This is a genomic window from Terrabacter sp. P2_E3, assembly GCF_056403915.1.
In genome coordinates, this window is record NZ_JBFUEN010000003.1 from 504581 (window position 1) to 518778 (window position 14198).

At 68.5% G+C, this 14198-nt stretch carries 13 protein-coding genes; 4 read left to right on the top strand and 9 right to left on the bottom strand.

The window, feature by feature from the left end:
• Positions 1-21: 21 nt before the first annotated feature.
• The 4 genes from AC1DW8_RS05620 to AC1DW8_RS05635 form a co-directional block, all read right to left on the bottom strand.
• A complete protein-coding gene (locus AC1DW8_RS05620; RefSeq protein ID WP_056774223.1) occupies positions 22-807 on the bottom strand; it encodes an SDR family oxidoreductase in 786 nt (261 codons plus the stop codon).
• The gene (locus AC1DW8_RS05625) at positions 804-1646 is read right to left on the bottom strand and encodes a carbohydrate ABC transporter permease (RefSeq protein ID WP_056774218.1); all 843 of its coding nucleotides are present in this window, start codon (positions 1644-1646) and stop codon (positions 804-806) included. Before AC1DW8_RS05625 ends, AC1DW8_RS05620 begins: the two co-directional genes overlap by 4 nt.
• Complete coding sequence (locus AC1DW8_RS05630) at positions 1643-2593, bottom strand: carbohydrate ABC transporter permease (protein ID WP_056774214.1); 951 nt, start codon at positions 2591-2593, stop codon at positions 1643-1645. Before AC1DW8_RS05630 ends, AC1DW8_RS05625 begins: the two co-directional genes overlap by 4 nt.
• Positions 2594-2704: 111 nt before the next feature.
• Complete coding sequence (locus AC1DW8_RS05635) at positions 2705-4069, bottom strand: ABC transporter substrate-binding protein (protein WP_056774211.1); 1365 nt, start codon at positions 4067-4069, stop codon at positions 2705-2707.
• Between the two features lie 309 nt (positions 4070-4378).
• Between AC1DW8_RS05635 and AC1DW8_RS05640 the strand changes: the two genes are divergently transcribed.
• The 3 genes from AC1DW8_RS05640 (at position 4379) to pntB (ending at position 8477) form a co-directional block, all read left to right on the top strand.
• Positions 4379-5326, top strand: a complete 948-nt coding sequence (locus tag AC1DW8_RS05640; protein ID WP_235508688.1) for a helix-turn-helix domain-containing protein — start codon at positions 4379-4381, stop codon at positions 5324-5326.
• Between the two features lie 187 nt (positions 5327-5513).
• Entirely contained in the window at positions 5514-7082 is a 1569-nt protein-coding gene (locus AC1DW8_RS05645; RefSeq protein WP_056774205.1) for a Re/Si-specific NAD(P)(+) transhydrogenase subunit alpha, read from the top strand.
• A 6-nt stretch (positions 7083-7088) separates the two neighbouring features.
• Positions 7089-8477 carry a Re/Si-specific NAD(P)(+) transhydrogenase subunit beta gene (gene pntB / locus AC1DW8_RS05650; protein ID WP_056774202.1) on the top strand — a complete coding sequence of 463 codons (1389 nt, stop codon included), beginning with the start codon at positions 7089-7091 and terminating at the stop codon, positions 8475-8477.
• A gap of 115 nt (positions 8478-8592) precedes the next feature.
• Here the strand turns inward: pntB and AC1DW8_RS05655 are convergent, their stop codons facing one another.
• The 4 genes from AC1DW8_RS05655 to AC1DW8_RS05670 all read right to left on the bottom strand — a co-directional run bounded on the left by AC1DW8_RS05655 (position 8593) and on the right by AC1DW8_RS05670 (position 12391).
• Positions 8593-9528, bottom strand: a complete 936-nt coding sequence (locus AC1DW8_RS05655) for a hypothetical protein (protein ID WP_056774201.1) — start codon at positions 9526-9528, stop codon at positions 8593-8595.
• Positions 9529-9724: 196 nt separating this feature from the next.
• Entirely contained in the window at positions 9725-11224 is a 1500-nt protein-coding gene (locus AC1DW8_RS05660; RefSeq protein ID WP_056826209.1) for an APC family permease, read from the bottom strand.
• A gap of 177 nt (positions 11225-11401) precedes the next feature.
• Entirely contained in the window at positions 11402-12202 is an 801-nt protein-coding gene (locus AC1DW8_RS05665; protein ID WP_056774195.1) for a PH domain-containing protein, read from the bottom strand.
• Between the two features lie 18 nt (positions 12203-12220).
• Positions 12221-12391, bottom strand: coding sequence for a hypothetical protein (locus AC1DW8_RS05670; protein WP_200959120.1), 171 nt, complete (start codon positions 12389-12391; stop codon positions 12221-12223).
• 150 nt (positions 12392-12541) lie between these two features.
• On the opposite strand from AC1DW8_RS05670, the gene AC1DW8_RS05675 reads away from it, so the two are divergent.
• Positions 12542-13531: a small ribosomal subunit Rsm22 family protein gene (locus tag AC1DW8_RS05675; RefSeq protein WP_056826211.1), complete on the top strand. Its 990-nt coding sequence runs from the start codon at positions 12542-12544 to the stop codon at positions 13529-13531.
• 28 nt (positions 13532-13559) lie between these two features.
• On the opposite strand, the gene upp is transcribed toward AC1DW8_RS05675, so the two are convergent.
• Positions 13560-14198: a uracil phosphoribosyltransferase gene (gene upp / locus AC1DW8_RS05680; protein ID WP_020143911.1), complete on the bottom strand. Its 639-nt coding sequence runs from the start codon at positions 14196-14198 to the stop codon at positions 13560-13562.

Genomic DNA, 14198 nt, shown 5'->3' on the forward strand with positions numbered 1-14198 from the left:
TCGACGCGCGGCTGACGGTCGTCAGTGCGTCTCGGACAGGCTCCACATCGTCCACAGCTCGGTGCGCATCCGTCGTGGCTGTCGGAGGGTGTAGACGACGGCCTGGGCGATGTCCTCCGGTTCCATGAAGTCGCCCTCGGACGGGTCGCGGTCGCCGAAGCGTCCGTCGGCGGCGGCGAAGGGGGTGTTGACGCCGGCCGGTGCGATGGTCGTCGTGCGGATCCCCTCCGAGCGCAGCTCGCGGTCGAGGGCGTAGCCGAGGTTGATCTGCGCAGCCTTGGTGGCGGAGTAGACCGCCTCCTTGCCGCCCCCGATGAGGAGTCCGGCGACCGAGCCGATGATGACGATGTCACCACCTCCGCCCTGGGCGCGGAACTGGCGCACGGCCGCCCGCGCCAGCCACACGGTGCCCTTGACGTTGACGTCGACCATGAGCGAGGCCTGCTCGGCCGAGTAGTCGAGGATCCCGCCGTAGAAGCCGACGGCGGCGTTGGCGACGACGGAGTCGACCCGACCGAAGGCCTGGACTCCCGCGGCGACGAGCGCGTCGGCGGTGCTCTCGTCCCGGACGTCGCCGAGGCCGACGGCCAGCCGCTCCTCGCCCCAGGCGTCGCGGAGCGAGCTGAGGGCCTCGGGCCGGAGGTCACCGGCGACGACGCGACCGCCCGCTTCGAGGACGATCCGGGCGATCGCGCCACCGATGCCACCGCCGGCACCGGTGACGACGACGACCGAGTCCTCGAGGCTCCGTCCACGGTCGACGGCGGGGAGCGTGACGGGACCGGGCGTGGTGCTGGTGCCGGTCACTTGATCGCCCCCATCGACAGGCCGCGGACGAGCTGCTTCTGGGCCGCCCAGCCCGCGATGATGACGGGGAGGGCCGCGATGGTCGCTGCGGCGGACAGGACGGCGAGGAACTGTCCTCGGCCGTCGACGAAGCTGCCGAGGAAGGGCGGCGTCGTGCGGGCGGCCGAGCTCGTCAGCAGCAGGGCGAGGAAGTACTCGTTCCACGCGAAGATGAAGCTGATGAGCGCTGCGGCCGCGACCCCGGGGAGGACGAGCGGCAGGACGATCCGCACGATCTCACGGAACATGCCGGCCCCGTCGACCCGGGCCGCCTCGATGATCTCGTAGGGCACCTCGAGGAAGAACGAGCGCATCATCCACACCGTCACGGGCAGGTTCATGGCGCCGTAGACGATGGCGAGCATGTAGATGTTGTCGAGCAGCCCGACGGTCTTGAAGATCATGAAGAGCGGCAGCACGATCGCGGCGAGCGGCATGAACCGGGTCGAGATGAAGAACGAGAGCGAGTTCTCGACGTTCTTGACCCGCCGGATCGACAGGGCGTACGCGGCGGGGATCGCGAGCACCACCGAGATGATCGTCGCGATGACAGCGGCGGTCAGCGAGTTCTGGAGGTAGCCGGCCATCCCGCGGTCCATCGCGAGCTGGTAGCCCTCCGTGACGGGCTTGAAGATGAACGTCGGGTTGACGGACGACGCGAGCGACTCCGGCTTGAACCCGTTGAGGACCATCCAGAAGACGGGGAAGAAGAAGATGAGCACGAGGATCCACGTGACGAGCGTCGTGAGGGCTCCTCGGGCCGATGCCTTCGACCTCGTGGTGCTGCCTGAGCCGTTCATCGGCTTCCTCCTGCCATGAAGACCTTGAAGACGCTCTTGAGAGCGATGGTCGCGACGATGATCGTGAGGACGACGGTCACGACGCCGTATGCCGCTGCCTGCCCGACGTCGAGCCCGATGAAGGCCCGCTCGTAGAGGAGATAGGCGAGGGTCTTCGTGCCGCCGGTCCCCTTGGTGAGGATCGCGATCGGGTCGAAGACCTGCAGGATGATGACCGAGCCGAGGAGCACCCCGATCTCGATGTACATCCGTAGGTGGGGCAGCGTGATCCAGGTGAAGGTGCGCCAGGTGCCGGCCCCGTCGACCTGGGCGGCTTCGAGGATGCCCTTGTCCTGGCCCTGGAGACCGGCCAGCAGGATGAGCATCATGAACGGCGTGAACTGCCACGTCAGCACGATGACCACCGTGGCCATCGGGTGCTCGGTGCTCCAGGCGACGACCGGCAGGTGCAGGGTCCGGAAGACCCAGTTGAGCATCCCGATGTTGGTGTCGAACATCGAGTACTTCCAGATGAGCGAGGCCGCCGCCGGCATGATGAGGAAGGGCGTGATCATCAGGGTCCGGGCGAGGGCGCGACCGCGGAACGGGCGGTCGAGCAGGACGGCGAAGAGCAGGCCGAAGAGGACCGCCAGGGTGACCGAGAAGGCCGTGATGAGCACCGTGGCGCGGATCGAGGGCCACAGGTCGCCCGAGGTGAGTGCGCTCGTGTAGTTGTCGAACCCGGCGAACGCACGGTCGTTGGGGTAGAGCAGGTTCCACTTCGTCAGTGAGAACCCGATGGTCGTCAGGAACGGGATCTGCGTCAGCAGGATGAGGAAGATGACGGCCGGGAGCAGCAGTCCCCGGTTGCGCCAGAGCTCCGTCCGCTGCACGCGCCGCTTGTCGGTCGCGGTGCTGGCCCGGACGTCCTCGAGCTCGGATGGTTGCGTGGTGGTGGTCGTCGTCATGTCGGCACTCCCTTGTGCGGCTCGTGCGACTGCGGGTTGGAGGGGGTGTGGTGGCGGGSCCGGGGGGGGGCCGGGCCCGCCACCACGTGTCACCTGTTCGTCAACAGGAGGTCACTTCTTGTGCTTGTCGCCCGCAGCCTGGGCGATGGACTGGCACTTGCTGAGCGCGTCGTCGATCGTGCCGCGGTTGGCCAGGTAGTCCGCTACGAGCTGGGCGCACTGGTTGCCGACGTCCTGGAACTCGGGGATCGAGACGTACTGGATGCCGACCCAGCCCTGCGGGTTGACGCCCGGCTGCTTCGGGTTGACCGAGCTCATGACGTCGAGCGTGATGGGCGCGTACGCCTTGGCGGCGTCCTTGTACTCGGGGATGTCGTACGTCGAGGTCCGCGAGCCCGGCGGGACGTTGGACCAGCCGATCTTCGTGCCGACGAGCTTGATGTAGTCCTTGCTCGTGGCCCACTTGACGAACTTGACCGCCGCGTCCTTCTGCTTGGTCGACGTCGGGATCGCGAGGTTCCAGCTCCAGAGCCAGCCGGACTCCTTGGTCTTGTCGACCGGCATGTGCGCGTAGCCCATCTTGCCCTTGACGGGCGAGTCGGCCGCCTCGAGCATCGACGCTGCGACGGAGGCGTCGGCCCACATCGCGGCCTTGCCCTCCTTGAGGGCCGTGAGGCACTCGTTGAAGCTGTAGGAGACGGGGTCCTTCTCACCGGACTGGTCGAGCATCGTCTTGTAGAAGCTGACCGCCTGCTTCCACTCCGGGGTGTCGACGGTGGCCTTCCAGCTGCTGTCGTACCAGTTGCCCCCGAAGGTCTGCACGACGGTGGTCAGCGGGGCGAAGAGGTCTCCCCAGCCGGGCTTGCCGCGCATGCAGATCCCGGCCATGTCGGCGGTGTTGACCTTCTTGGCCGCATCCGCGACCTGCTGCCACGTGGGGTTCTGCGGGATCGTGACCCCGGCCTTGTCCATGACCTCCTTGTTGTACATGAGGATCGAGGACTCCCCGTAGAACGGGACGGCGAAGAGCTTGTTGTCGAAGGTGTTGACGTCGCGGACCGGGGGAAGCAGGTCATTGACGTCGTACGACGAGTCGGACTGGAGCTCCGGGGTGAGGTCGACGAGCCAACCGTTGGCGCCCCACTGCGGCGTCTCGTAGGCGCCGATGGTGACGATGTCGTACTGGCCGGCGCCGCTCGCGACGTCCGCCGTCACGGCGGCGCGGAGGTCGCCCTCCTCCATGACCTGGAAGTTGACCGTGACGCCGGGGTTCGCCTTCTCGTACTCGGACTTGAGCTTCTCCATGTCCTTCATCTGGCCGTTGTTCACGGTGGCCACCTTGAGGGTGACGGCGCCTCCGGCGGCGCCCGTGGACCCGTTGCCGGACTGCACTGCCCCGGACGAACAGGCAGCCACCGTCATGGCGACCGCCACCGCGCCCGTCCCCAGCGCGAGCATGCGCTTGTTCGCAAGCATTCCTAACTCCTTTGGTAGGCATTCCTCGTTTCCGTCGGCCGGTTCCACCTGGCCCTGCGGCGATCTCCGCTTCGTTTCTTGACGGGAACTTGCCGGAACGGTAACGACGCGCGAGTCGGGGCAACAAGCACCATGAGCCCCCTGTCGTTGATACGATTTTGCGTACGGGTGGGAGCTGCAGGTGACGAATCGGTCGCAGCCCCGCACGGGACGGCGACGGTGCTGTCCAGCGCGGCGAAGGAGACGAAGATTTCGTATCGATCCGGCCAGTCTTCGGATGGCGCTTCCCGCACGACCGACGTCGAGTCGATGCGTTCCGTACCGTCGGGCCCGATCCTGGGGCAGCCGGTCCGGCGGGAGTACATCCCGCACCACCCGCAGGCCTCGGCACGGGTGCTGACGCACGACTTCCCGAGCGAGATCTGCGGCTGGGGCTTCCATCCCGAGTACGAGATCCACCTCATCACCAAGACGCGTGGCAGCTTCATCGCCGGCGACCACATCGGCACCTTCGCGCCGGGTCACGTCAGCCTGATCGGCCCGAACCTGCCGCACGACTGGGTCAGCGACCTCGCGGAGGGGCAGGTGGCGGTCGACCGCGACGCGGTCATCCAGTTCAGCGACGAGTGGATCCACGCGGCGATGGAGCACCTGCCGGAGCTGGCCGAGGTGACGGAGGTGCTCCAGCGCTCGACCCGCGGGATCGTCTTCTCCGGTGCCACGGCCTGGCGGGCCGCCGAGACGATCCTCGCCTGCGTGCACAGCCAGGGCGTCGAGCAGCTCGGCCACCTCTTCAAGCTCCTCGCGCTCTTCGCGCACGCCCCGCCCGAGGAGTACGACCTCGTGGCGAGCGAGTGGATGGGCCGACCGACCGACGCGGCGTCGCGCGACGCCGGCGAGGCGGGGCTCAGCTACATCTCCGACAACCTGACGGGCGACATCCGGCTGTCGACGGCCGCACGTCTGGCGTACATGTCGGAGCCGACGTTCTCGAAGTACTTCAAGTCCGCGACCGGCATGACCTTCTCGAGCATGGTCAAGAAGCTGCGGATCGCCTACTCCCGACGCCTGCTCGACACGACCGACCACTCCGTGGCCCAGGTCGCCGAGATGAGCGGCTACCACAACATGGCCAACTTCAACCGGCAGTTCCTCGCGGAGGTGGGGACCACGCCGAGCGCCTACCGACGGCTCGAGTCCGACCAGAAGCCGCCGCCCGAGGTGTTCAGCCTCGGTCGTCGGGCGCCGTCGCACTGACCGTCCGGGTTCACGTCGAGCTCACCGGGGCAGCCTCGCCGACCCTCTGTCTGCCCACGATCAGAGACGTTCGGGTCCGGTCGCGTGTCATTTGTGTGACGTGCCCGGCAGACCTGCCGCTACCCGTGGGTCGTGCTCTAGGTTCGTGAACCAGTGCCCACCAGCCCTCCGCGCGAAGGAGCCCAGCGTGCAGATCGGTGTCCCCCGTGAGACCCGTGCCCGCGAGACACGTGTCGCCGCGACGCCCAAGACCGTCGAACAGCTCGTCGGACTCGGTTACGACGTCGCCGTCGAGAGCGGGGCGGGGGAGCGGGCGAGCTTCTCCGACGAGGCGTATGCCGCCGCCGGCGCTCGCGTCGTCACGGCCGAGGAGGCGTGGGGCTCGCCGATCGTCCACCAGGTCAACGCGCCCTCGGACGAGGACATCGCGCGGCTCCGCCCCGGTACCGTCCTCGTCTCGCTCATGGCGCCGGCCATCAGCCCCGACCTCGTCGAGAGGCTGCGCGCCGCGGGCGTCACCGCCATGGCGATGGACGCGGTGCCGCGCATCAGCCGGGCCCAGTCGCTCGACGTCCTGTCGTCGATGGCCAACATCGCCGGCTACCGCGCCGTCGTCGAGGCCGCCCACGAGTTCGGCTCCTTCTTCACCGGGCAGGTCACGGCGGCCGGCAAGGTGCCGCCCGCCAAGGTGCTCGTCGCTGGGGCCGGCGTGGCGGGCCTCGCCGCGATCGGCACGGCCCGCTCGCTCGGGGCGATCGTCCGCGCGACCGACGCCCGCGCCGAGGTGGCCGAGCAGGTCGAGTCGATGGGCGCCGACTTCCTCGCCGTCCAGATGCCCGAGGTCGACGCCGCTGCCGCGTCGAGCGACGGCTACGCCAAGGAGATGGGCGAGGAGTACAACCGACGGGCCGCTGAGCTGTATGCCGCCCAGGCGCCCGACGTCGACATCATCGTCACGACGGCGCTCATCCCCGGACGCCCGGCGCCGCGGCTCATCACCGGCGAGATGGTGGCGTCGATGAAGCCCGGCTCGGTCATCGTCGACATGGCCGCAGCCAACGGCGGCAACGTCGAGGGCGCCGTCGCCGACGAGATGGTCGTCACCGACAACGGGGTGACGATCATCGGTTACACCGACCTCGCGGCCCGGCTGCCCACGCAGGCCTCCCAGCTCTACGGCACGAACCTCGTCAACCTCATGAAGCTGCTGACGCCGGGCAAGGACGGCGAGCTCGTCCTCGACTTCGACGACGTCGTGCAGCGCAACATGACGGTGGCCCGCGACGGTGAGCTGCTGTGGCCGCCGCCCGCGATCCAGGTGAGCGCAGCAGCCCCGGTGGCCCAGACGGCGTCCGGGACGAAGGTCGTGAAAGAGCCTGAGCCACCGAAGGACCCACGCCGCAGGTACGCCGGGATGGCGATCGGAGCCGTCGTCTTCGGGGCGGTGGCCGCCGTCTCGCCGCCGAGCTTCCTCGGGCACTTCACCGTCTTCGCGCTCGCCGTCGTCATCGGCTACTACGTCATCGGCAACGTCCACCACGCCCTGCACACGCCGCTGATGTCCGTCACCAACGCGATCAGCGGCATCATCGTCGTCGGCGCGCTGCTCCAGCTCGGCTCGGCCGGGTCGGTGGGCGGCACGAAGGGTGTCGTGATCATGGTGCTGGGCTTCGTGGCTGCGCTCCTGGCCAGCATCAACATCTTCGGTGGCTTCACCGTGACCCGCCGCATGCTGACGATGTTCCGGAAGGGCTGACCGCACATGGACACCGCACTCATCCAGGCGGCATACATCGTCGCGGCGCTGCTCTTCATCATGTCGCTAGCCGGCCTCTCGAAGCACGAGACCGCCCGTGACGGCAACGTCCTCGGCATGGTCGGCATGGGCATCGCCCTCGTCGCGACGCTCTGGCTCTCCCTGCGCGATGCCGCGTGGTCGGCCTGGCTGCTCATCGCCGTCGCCATGGTCATCGGTGCCGCGATCGGGATCGCCCGGGCGCGCAAGGTCGAGATGACCGGCATGCCCGAGCTCATCGCGATGCTGCACTCGTTCGTCGGGGCCGCGGCGGTTCTCGTCGGCATCAACACGTTCGTCGCGACGTCCGACCTCGTCGGGGTCGAGGGTGAGGCCGTCCATCTCGTCGAGATCTTCCTCGGCGTCTTCATCGGAGCCGTGACGTTCACCGGATCGATCGTCGCGTTCCTCAAGCTGTCGGCGCGCATCTCGAGCAAGCCGCTGATGCTGCCGGCACGCCACTGGCTCAACCTCGCCGCGCTCGTCGTGTCCGCCGGGCTGCTCGTGTGGTTCGTGGCGGCCCACTCGATCGTGCCGCTCCTCGTCATGACGGCGATCGCGCTCGCGTTCGGCTGGCACCTCGTCGCCTCCATCGGCGGCGGTGACATGCCCGTCGTCGTGTCGATGCTCAACAGCTACTCGGGCTGGGCCGCCGCCGCCGCGGGGTTCATGCTCGGCAACGACCTGCTCATCGTCACCGGTGCGCTCGTCGGCTCGTCGGGTGCCTACCTCTCGTACATCATGTGCAAGGCCATGAACCGGTCGTTCGTCTCGGTCATCGCCGGCGGGTTCGGCTCCGACGGGGCGGTCTTCGACTCTGACGTCGACTACGGGGACCACCGTGAGACGAACGCATCAGAAGTCGCCGACCTGCTCAAGAACGCGTCGTCGGTCGTCATCACGCCCGGCTACGGCATGGCGGTCGCACAGGCGCAGTACCCCGTCGCCGAGCTGACGGCCAAGCTCCGGGAGCGCGGCGTGGACGTCCGGTTCGGCATCCACCCGGTGGCCGGCCGCCTGCCCGGCCACATGAACGTGCTGCTCGCCGAGGCTCGCGTGCCGTACGACATCGTCCTCGAGATGGACGAGGTCAACGACGACTTCCCGGACACCGACGTCGTGCTCGTCATCGGCGCCAACGACACCGTCAACCCGGCGGCCGCCGAGGACCCCACGTCACCGATCGCCGGGATGCCGGTCCTGCAGGTGTGGAACGCCAAGGACGTCGTCGTCTTCAAGCGCTCGATGAACGCCGGCTACGCCGGAGTCCAGAACCCGCTCTTCTTCCGCGACAACTCGGCGATGCTCTTCGGCGACGCCAAGGAACGCGTCGAAGACATCATCAAGGCCCTCTGACCCATCCCCTTCCCCACCGAACGCWGCGTTCGGTCGCGAACTCAGTGTTCTAACAGCGAGTTCGTGACCGAACGCTGCGTTCGGTCACAGGGAGGGAGCTCAGGGGAGGGGGAGCTCAGGCCAGGGGGAGTTCGGGCCGGGCGGGTCGGGAGTCGCGGATCGCGGCCTCGATGCGGGTCCTCACGAGGGCGGGGCGCGCCAGGTCCGCCCGGGTGAGGCGGACGACGACGAACCCGAGACGGCGCAGCTCGTCCTCTCGGAGCTTCTCGTCGAAGTTGGCTCTCGCGGCGTCAGGATTCGTCTCGGGGTCGTACTTCACCTTCCCGTCGAACTCGACCAGGACGTTGGTGCCATCGAGGTGGAAGTCGGCGTAGAAGGACCGTCCGGGGTGCTCGCGCCGGGCGATCTCGAGCTGGGGAGTGAAGGCATAGCCCAGCCCTCGAAGCACGTGGGCGGTCAGCGTCTCGCCCGGCGACTCGTGTCTCGAGTCGCACCACGAGACGGCCGCCTTGGCACGTGTGACACCGCGGTGGCCGCGTAGGCTCCGAGCCGCCGCAGTGAGGGACTCGCTCGTCGTCAACCCCTTGCGCAGACAGTGGTCGGCGACGACCAGCATGCCGATCTGGCTGTGCAGCCCGACCTGGACGGCAGCCAGGCCGAGGTCGACCGTTTGGCCTCGGTGCTGCAGTCGCGGGTGCTCGACGAGCTCGTGGATGTGGACGCGGCTGAAGGCACGAAAGGGGCGTTCGGGGTCTCGCCACATGAGGTGCACCGTCCCCCAGTCGATGCCCTCGTCCGGCAGGTCCAGCACCGCCACAGCCGAGGCGTGGGAGGCCATCACCAGACCCGCGTACTCCTCGAGCAGGGCCGTCACACGCAGCCGGTGGCGGTGCTTGTCGCTGGTCGGCCGCTGCACGGAGTACCAGCCTCGATGGAGCGGGTGGCACTCGCCGCGCGCGACCAGACTCCGCAGCAGAGCGCCGCTGATCCCGCTCATGCGCGCTGCTGCGGCGGAGAAGACCCCGGAAGGCGCGAGATGGTGCAGGTTCATGGGCCCATCGTGGCGGCATACGCGATCTGCCTGCCAAGGGCCTGTGGACAACTCACCCCCCCACAGACCGAACGCGGCGTTCGGTCTCGAAAGCTCTGTTCTAACAGTGAGTTCGAGACCGAACGCCGCGTTCGGTGGGAGAGGTGGGGCCGAGGTGGGGCCGAGGTGGGGCGAGGTGGGGCGAGGTGGGGCGAGGTCAGCGTTCGCTGAGGACCTCGGGGGCTGCTCGGCGGCCTTCCTCCTCCTCGCCCGTTGCCAGCTTGCTGTGGTGGCGGGAGTAGAGGAAGTAGATGAGGAAGCCCAGCAGCATCCAGATGACGAACCGGATCCACGTCTCGACCGAGAGGTTGAGCACGAGGTAGAAGCAGGCGGCCGCGGACAGCCACGGCACCACCGGGTTGCCGGGCACCTTGAACGAGCGCTTGAGGTCGGGGCGCCGCTTGCGCAGGATCGGGACGGCGAGCGAGACGAGCATGAAGGCGGTCAACGTGCCGATGTTGACCATCTCCTCGAGCTTGCCGATGGGGGTCAGCGAGGCGATGAGGGCGACGACGGTGCCGATGATGAGCGTGAGCCTGACCGGGGTGCTCGTGCGCGGGTTGGTCCGGCCCAGTCCGGCCGGGATCAGGCGGTCACGGCTCATCGCGAACGTGACGCGGGTCGCGCCGATGATGAGGGTCATGACCACTGTGGTGAGGCCGGCGACGGCGCCGGCCGAGATGAGCGTGGCGTAGCCTTCCTTGCCCACGGACTTGAACGCCGTGGCGAGCGCCGCATCGGGGTCGATGTCCTTGTAGTTCTGCATGCCGGTGATGACGAGCGTGACGGCGACGTAGAGCAGGGTGCAGATGGCGAGCGAGCCGAGGATGCCACGGGGCAGGTCACGCTGCGGGTTCTTGGCCTCTTCGGCCGTCGTCGCGACGACGTCGAAGCCGATGTAGGCGAAGAAGACGATGGCGGCGCCGGCCATGATGCCCATGACGCCGTACGTCGCGGGAGTCATGCCGGTGATGACCTGGAGCAGCGGCGTCGTCAGGCCCTCTGCGGCCTTGCCCGGCTGGGACGGCGGGATGAACGGCGACCAGTTGTCGCGGTTGATGAACTGGATGCCCGCGAAGATGACGAAGAGCACGATGAAGAGCTTGACGCCGACGAGCACGAGGTTGACGCGCAGCGACTCCTTGATGCCCCAGGCGATGAGCAGCGTCAGGCCGGCGATGAGCAGGAAGGCCGGCAGATCGAAATGCGACCCCGGCCCGACCGATTCTGGCCAGGTCACTCCCAGCTGCTCCAGGAAGGTCACGAAGTACTGCGACCACCCCTGGGCGACGACGCTCGCCCCGAGCATGAGCTCGAGAAGCAGGTCCCAGCCGATGATCCACGCGACGAGCTCGCCGAGCGTCGCGTAGGAGAAGGTGTAGGCCGAACCGGAGACGGGAACCGTCGACGCGAACTCGGCGTAGCAGAGAGCGGCGAGGCCGCAGACGATCGCACCGATGACGAACGACAGTGCGATGGACGGACCGGCGTAGTCCTTGGCGGCTCTGCCGGTCAGCGTGAAGATGCCGGCGCCGATGATGACACCGATGCCGAAGACCGTGAGGTCAAGGGCGCTGAGTGTCCTCTTCAGCTTGTGGTCGGCCTCTTCGGACGAGGCCATCGAGGCCTCGACCGACTTGGTGCGGAACACGCTCATGCTGACCTCCGAGCGGTCGGTGACGGGCGGATCATCACAAACTAGCGGGGAGCGCGACCGCCTGCGAGTCCTGCCCGGGCGTCGTTGGCCGCGCGCCGCGGGGGATGCCGCGACTACCCAGTGGTACCCGCCCCGACCGGATTCCGCTCACTCGGAGGACGATCTTGCTGGAGCTGCTCAGTCGTCGGAGCGCGGCCAGATCGGGCCGGTGTCAGCGCCGCGCCGGCGACGCTTGCGGTCGTCGCTCTCGTAGACGGTCTCGCTCTCGCCGGACGGCCGCTGGATCGGGACGGCCCGCGAGTAGGAGTCGAGACGGTCCTGGATCGGGTTGTGGGTGCGGTGGACGTCGGGATATGCCGTGCCGCCACCTGGGGCGATCGGGCTCACGGGCGGTATCTGACCGCCGGGCTGCCCTGTGTCGTCAGGGAACTCGTCGTCGATCTCCTCGAAGTCCTCGTCGCCGGGTGGCGGGACGATGTGGAAGATCTCGGCGCAGATGTCGCGGTAGGTCTGGTCGGGGTTGGGCACCCACTTGACCTCGCGGAGGGCCTGGTCCTGGCCCGCGCTCTCGAGGACGAACTTGCCGTAGCCGAGGAACTGGCCGGGGATGGAGCGGACATAGCTCATGTCGGTGACCTTGAGCAACGGCATCATCGCGACCTTGTGGGAGATGAGACCGTAGCGCAGCAGCAGCCGCTTGTCGGTGGCCACGAACCAGTTGTGGCTCCAGTCGAGCAGGCACCACAGGAGGCGGGCGAGCAGCACGAAGAAGAGCCACCAGAAGATGGTGCCGACGGCCTGGGTGGCCTTGGTGACGTTGGAGTCGACCCACACGGCAGCGGTGAGTCCCAGGAGCATCGTCACGACAGGCTCGGCGAGCTTGCCCCAGTGCGCACGCACCGCGGTGACGAGTCGCTCGCCCGGGAGCAGGATCGGCGCCAGTCCCGCCGGCACCTCCGTGCTCCGCATCAAGGCCATGAGCTCAGTGTGCTCGCTTCAGCGGTTGAGCAAGGAGTTGAAGAACCTGAGGATCGCGTTGAAGCCGTCGACGAGGACGCCCCAGATGTTGCTGACGATGTCGGCAGCCTTGTCGGGGGACGTGAACACGGCGTAGACGAAGAACGCGAGCACGATGATCAGGATGATCTTCTTGGCCTTGGGGCCCATGGTGTGTCGCTCCTTGGAGGGAAGGTGCTGGCGCTGCCCTGACAGCCCCACGGCACAGGGGTGGGACCAGTGTGCCGTACGTGACTGGTGGGGTGCGGCACCGGCGCCCGCGTGTCGGCTTGACCTCCACGTCGCCGCTATCCTCCACGAGTGTCGCGAACGCCAGCGTATGCCGCCGAGCTGCGCGCCGCTCTGAGCCGCGCCGCGCGTGGGGTCGACGGACGCGAGCTGACCCGGGCGACCGAGGCGCTCGTGTCGCGCTACCGGTCGGTCGCCCCTGCGTCGGCGCCGATCCTCGCCTCGCGGGTGCACGTGGCCGCGTATGCCGCCTACCGGATGCCGGCGACGCACGCGGCGCTGTCGCGGGTCATGGTCGACCTCGCCGTCCGCGGTCTGGCGCCGCGCTCGATGCTCGACCTCGGTGGCGGCACGGGCGCGGCGGCGTGGGCTGCCGCGGGCGCCTTCGACTCGCTCGAGTCGGTCACGGTGCTCGACCAGGTGGAGGACGCCCTGGCCCTCGGCCGTGACCTCGTCGCCGACGCGACGTCGCCCGCGCTGACGGGCGCGACGTTCCGGCGCGGTGTCGCCGGCGCCTGGCCCGAGCTCGACGCCGATCTCGTGACGGTGTCGTACGTGTTGAGCGAGCTCGACGAGACCCAGCAGGACGGGCTCGTCGCCGAGGCGATGCGCCGCGGCCGCGCCGTCGTCGTCGCCGAGCCGGGGACGCCCGACGGCTACGCCCGGGTGCTCCGCGTCCGAGCCGCCCTGCTCGCGGCCGGGTGGACCCTGCTCGGGCCGTGTCCGCATTCGATGGAATGCCCTCTCGCACCAGGGGACTGGTGCCACTTCGCGGCTCGGGTGAGCCGGTCCGCGGAGCATCGTCGGCTCAAGGGGGCGGAGCTGTCCTACGAGGACGAGAAGTTCTCGTGGGTCGCGGCCGCCGCTCCCGGCGTGCTGGAACCTCCGACCCCAGAGGAGATCTCGGGGCGCATCCTCCGACACCCGTTGAAGCGCAAGGGACTCGTCGAGTTCCAGGTCTGCCGGCCCGACGGGACCGCGGGTCGCGAGGTCGTCTCCAAGAAGTCGGGGGAGCGCTACCGCAGGGCGCGCGACGCCGAGTGGGGCGACGCGCTGCCCTGACCGGGCGGCATACGCAAGGGGTGTCGGCTCAGACGACGCCGTAGAGGCGGTCGCCGGCGTCACCGAGCCCGGGCACGATGTAGCCCTTCTCGTTGAGCTTCTCGTCGATGGTGCCGAGCACGACCTTGACGGGGATGTCGCTGTCGGCGAGCTCGTCCTCGAGGTGCTGGATGCCCTCGGGCGCGGCGAGCAGGCAGACGGCGGTGATGTCGCGGGCGCCCTTGGCCGTGAGGTAGTCGATCGCCATGACGAGCGTGCCGCCGGTGGCGAGCATCGGGTCGAGGATGAAGACCTGGCGTCCGGTGAGGTCGTCGGGCAGGCGGTTCGCGTAGGTCGAGACCTCGAGGGTCTCCTCGTTGCGGATCATGCCGAGGAATCCGACCTCGGCGCTCGGGAGCAGCTTGACCATGCCGTCGAGCATGCCGAGCCCCGCGCGCAGGATCGGGACGATGATCGGCTTGGGGTTGGAGAGCTTGATGCCGGTGGTCGGCGCGACCGGCGTCTCGATCTCGAACGGCTCGACACGGACGTCGCGCGTGGCCTCGTAGGCGAGCAGGGTGACGAGCTCCTCGGCGAGGCGCCGGAAGGTCGGGCTGTCGGTCCGCTTGTCGCGCAGGTAGGTCAGCTTGTGGGCGATGAGCGGGTGGTCTGCGACATGGACGTCCAT

What these genes read in the sequence shown, in the direction of transcription:
- AC1DW8_RS05640 (WP_235508688.1), top strand. Translation starts at nt 4,379, where the DNA reads ATGCGTTCCGTACCGTCGGGCCCGATCCTGGGGCAGCCGGTCCGGCGG.
- AC1DW8_RS05630 (WP_056774214.1), bottom strand. Translation starts at nt 2,593, where the DNA reads ATGACGACGACCACCACCACGCAACCATCCGAGCTCGAGGACGTCCGG.
- AC1DW8_RS05665 (WP_056774195.1), bottom strand. Translation starts at nt 12,202, where the DNA reads ATGGCCTTGATGCGGAGCACGGAGGTGCCGGCGGGACTGGCGCCGATC.
- AC1DW8_RS05625 (WP_056774218.1), bottom strand. Translation starts at nt 1,646, where the DNA reads ATGAACGGCTCAGGCAGCACCACGAGGTCGAAGGCATCGGCCCGAGGA.
- AC1DW8_RS05670 (WP_200959120.1), bottom strand. Translation starts at nt 12,391, where the DNA reads ATGGGCCCCAAGGCCAAGAAGATCATCCTGATCATCGTGCTCGCGTTC.
- AC1DW8_RS05660 (WP_056826209.1), bottom strand. Translation starts at nt 11,224, where the DNA reads ATGAGCGTGTTCCGCACCAAGTCGGTCGAGGCCTCGATGGCCTCGTCC.
- AC1DW8_RS05655 (WP_056774201.1), bottom strand. Translation starts at nt 9,528, where the DNA reads ATGAACCTGCACCATCTCGCGCCTTCCGGGGTCTTCTCCGCCGCAGCA.
- pntB (WP_056774202.1), top strand. Translation starts at nt 7,089, where the DNA reads ATGGACACCGCACTCATCCAGGCGGCATACATCGTCGCGGCGCTGCTC.
- upp (WP_020143911.1), bottom strand. Translation starts at nt 14,198, where the DNA reads ATGGACGTCCATGTCGCAGACCACCCGCTCATCGCCCACAAGCTGACC.
- AC1DW8_RS05635 (WP_056774211.1), bottom strand. Translation starts at nt 4,069, where the DNA reads ATGCTTGCGAACAAGCGCATGCTCGCGCTGGGGACGGGCGCGGTGGCG.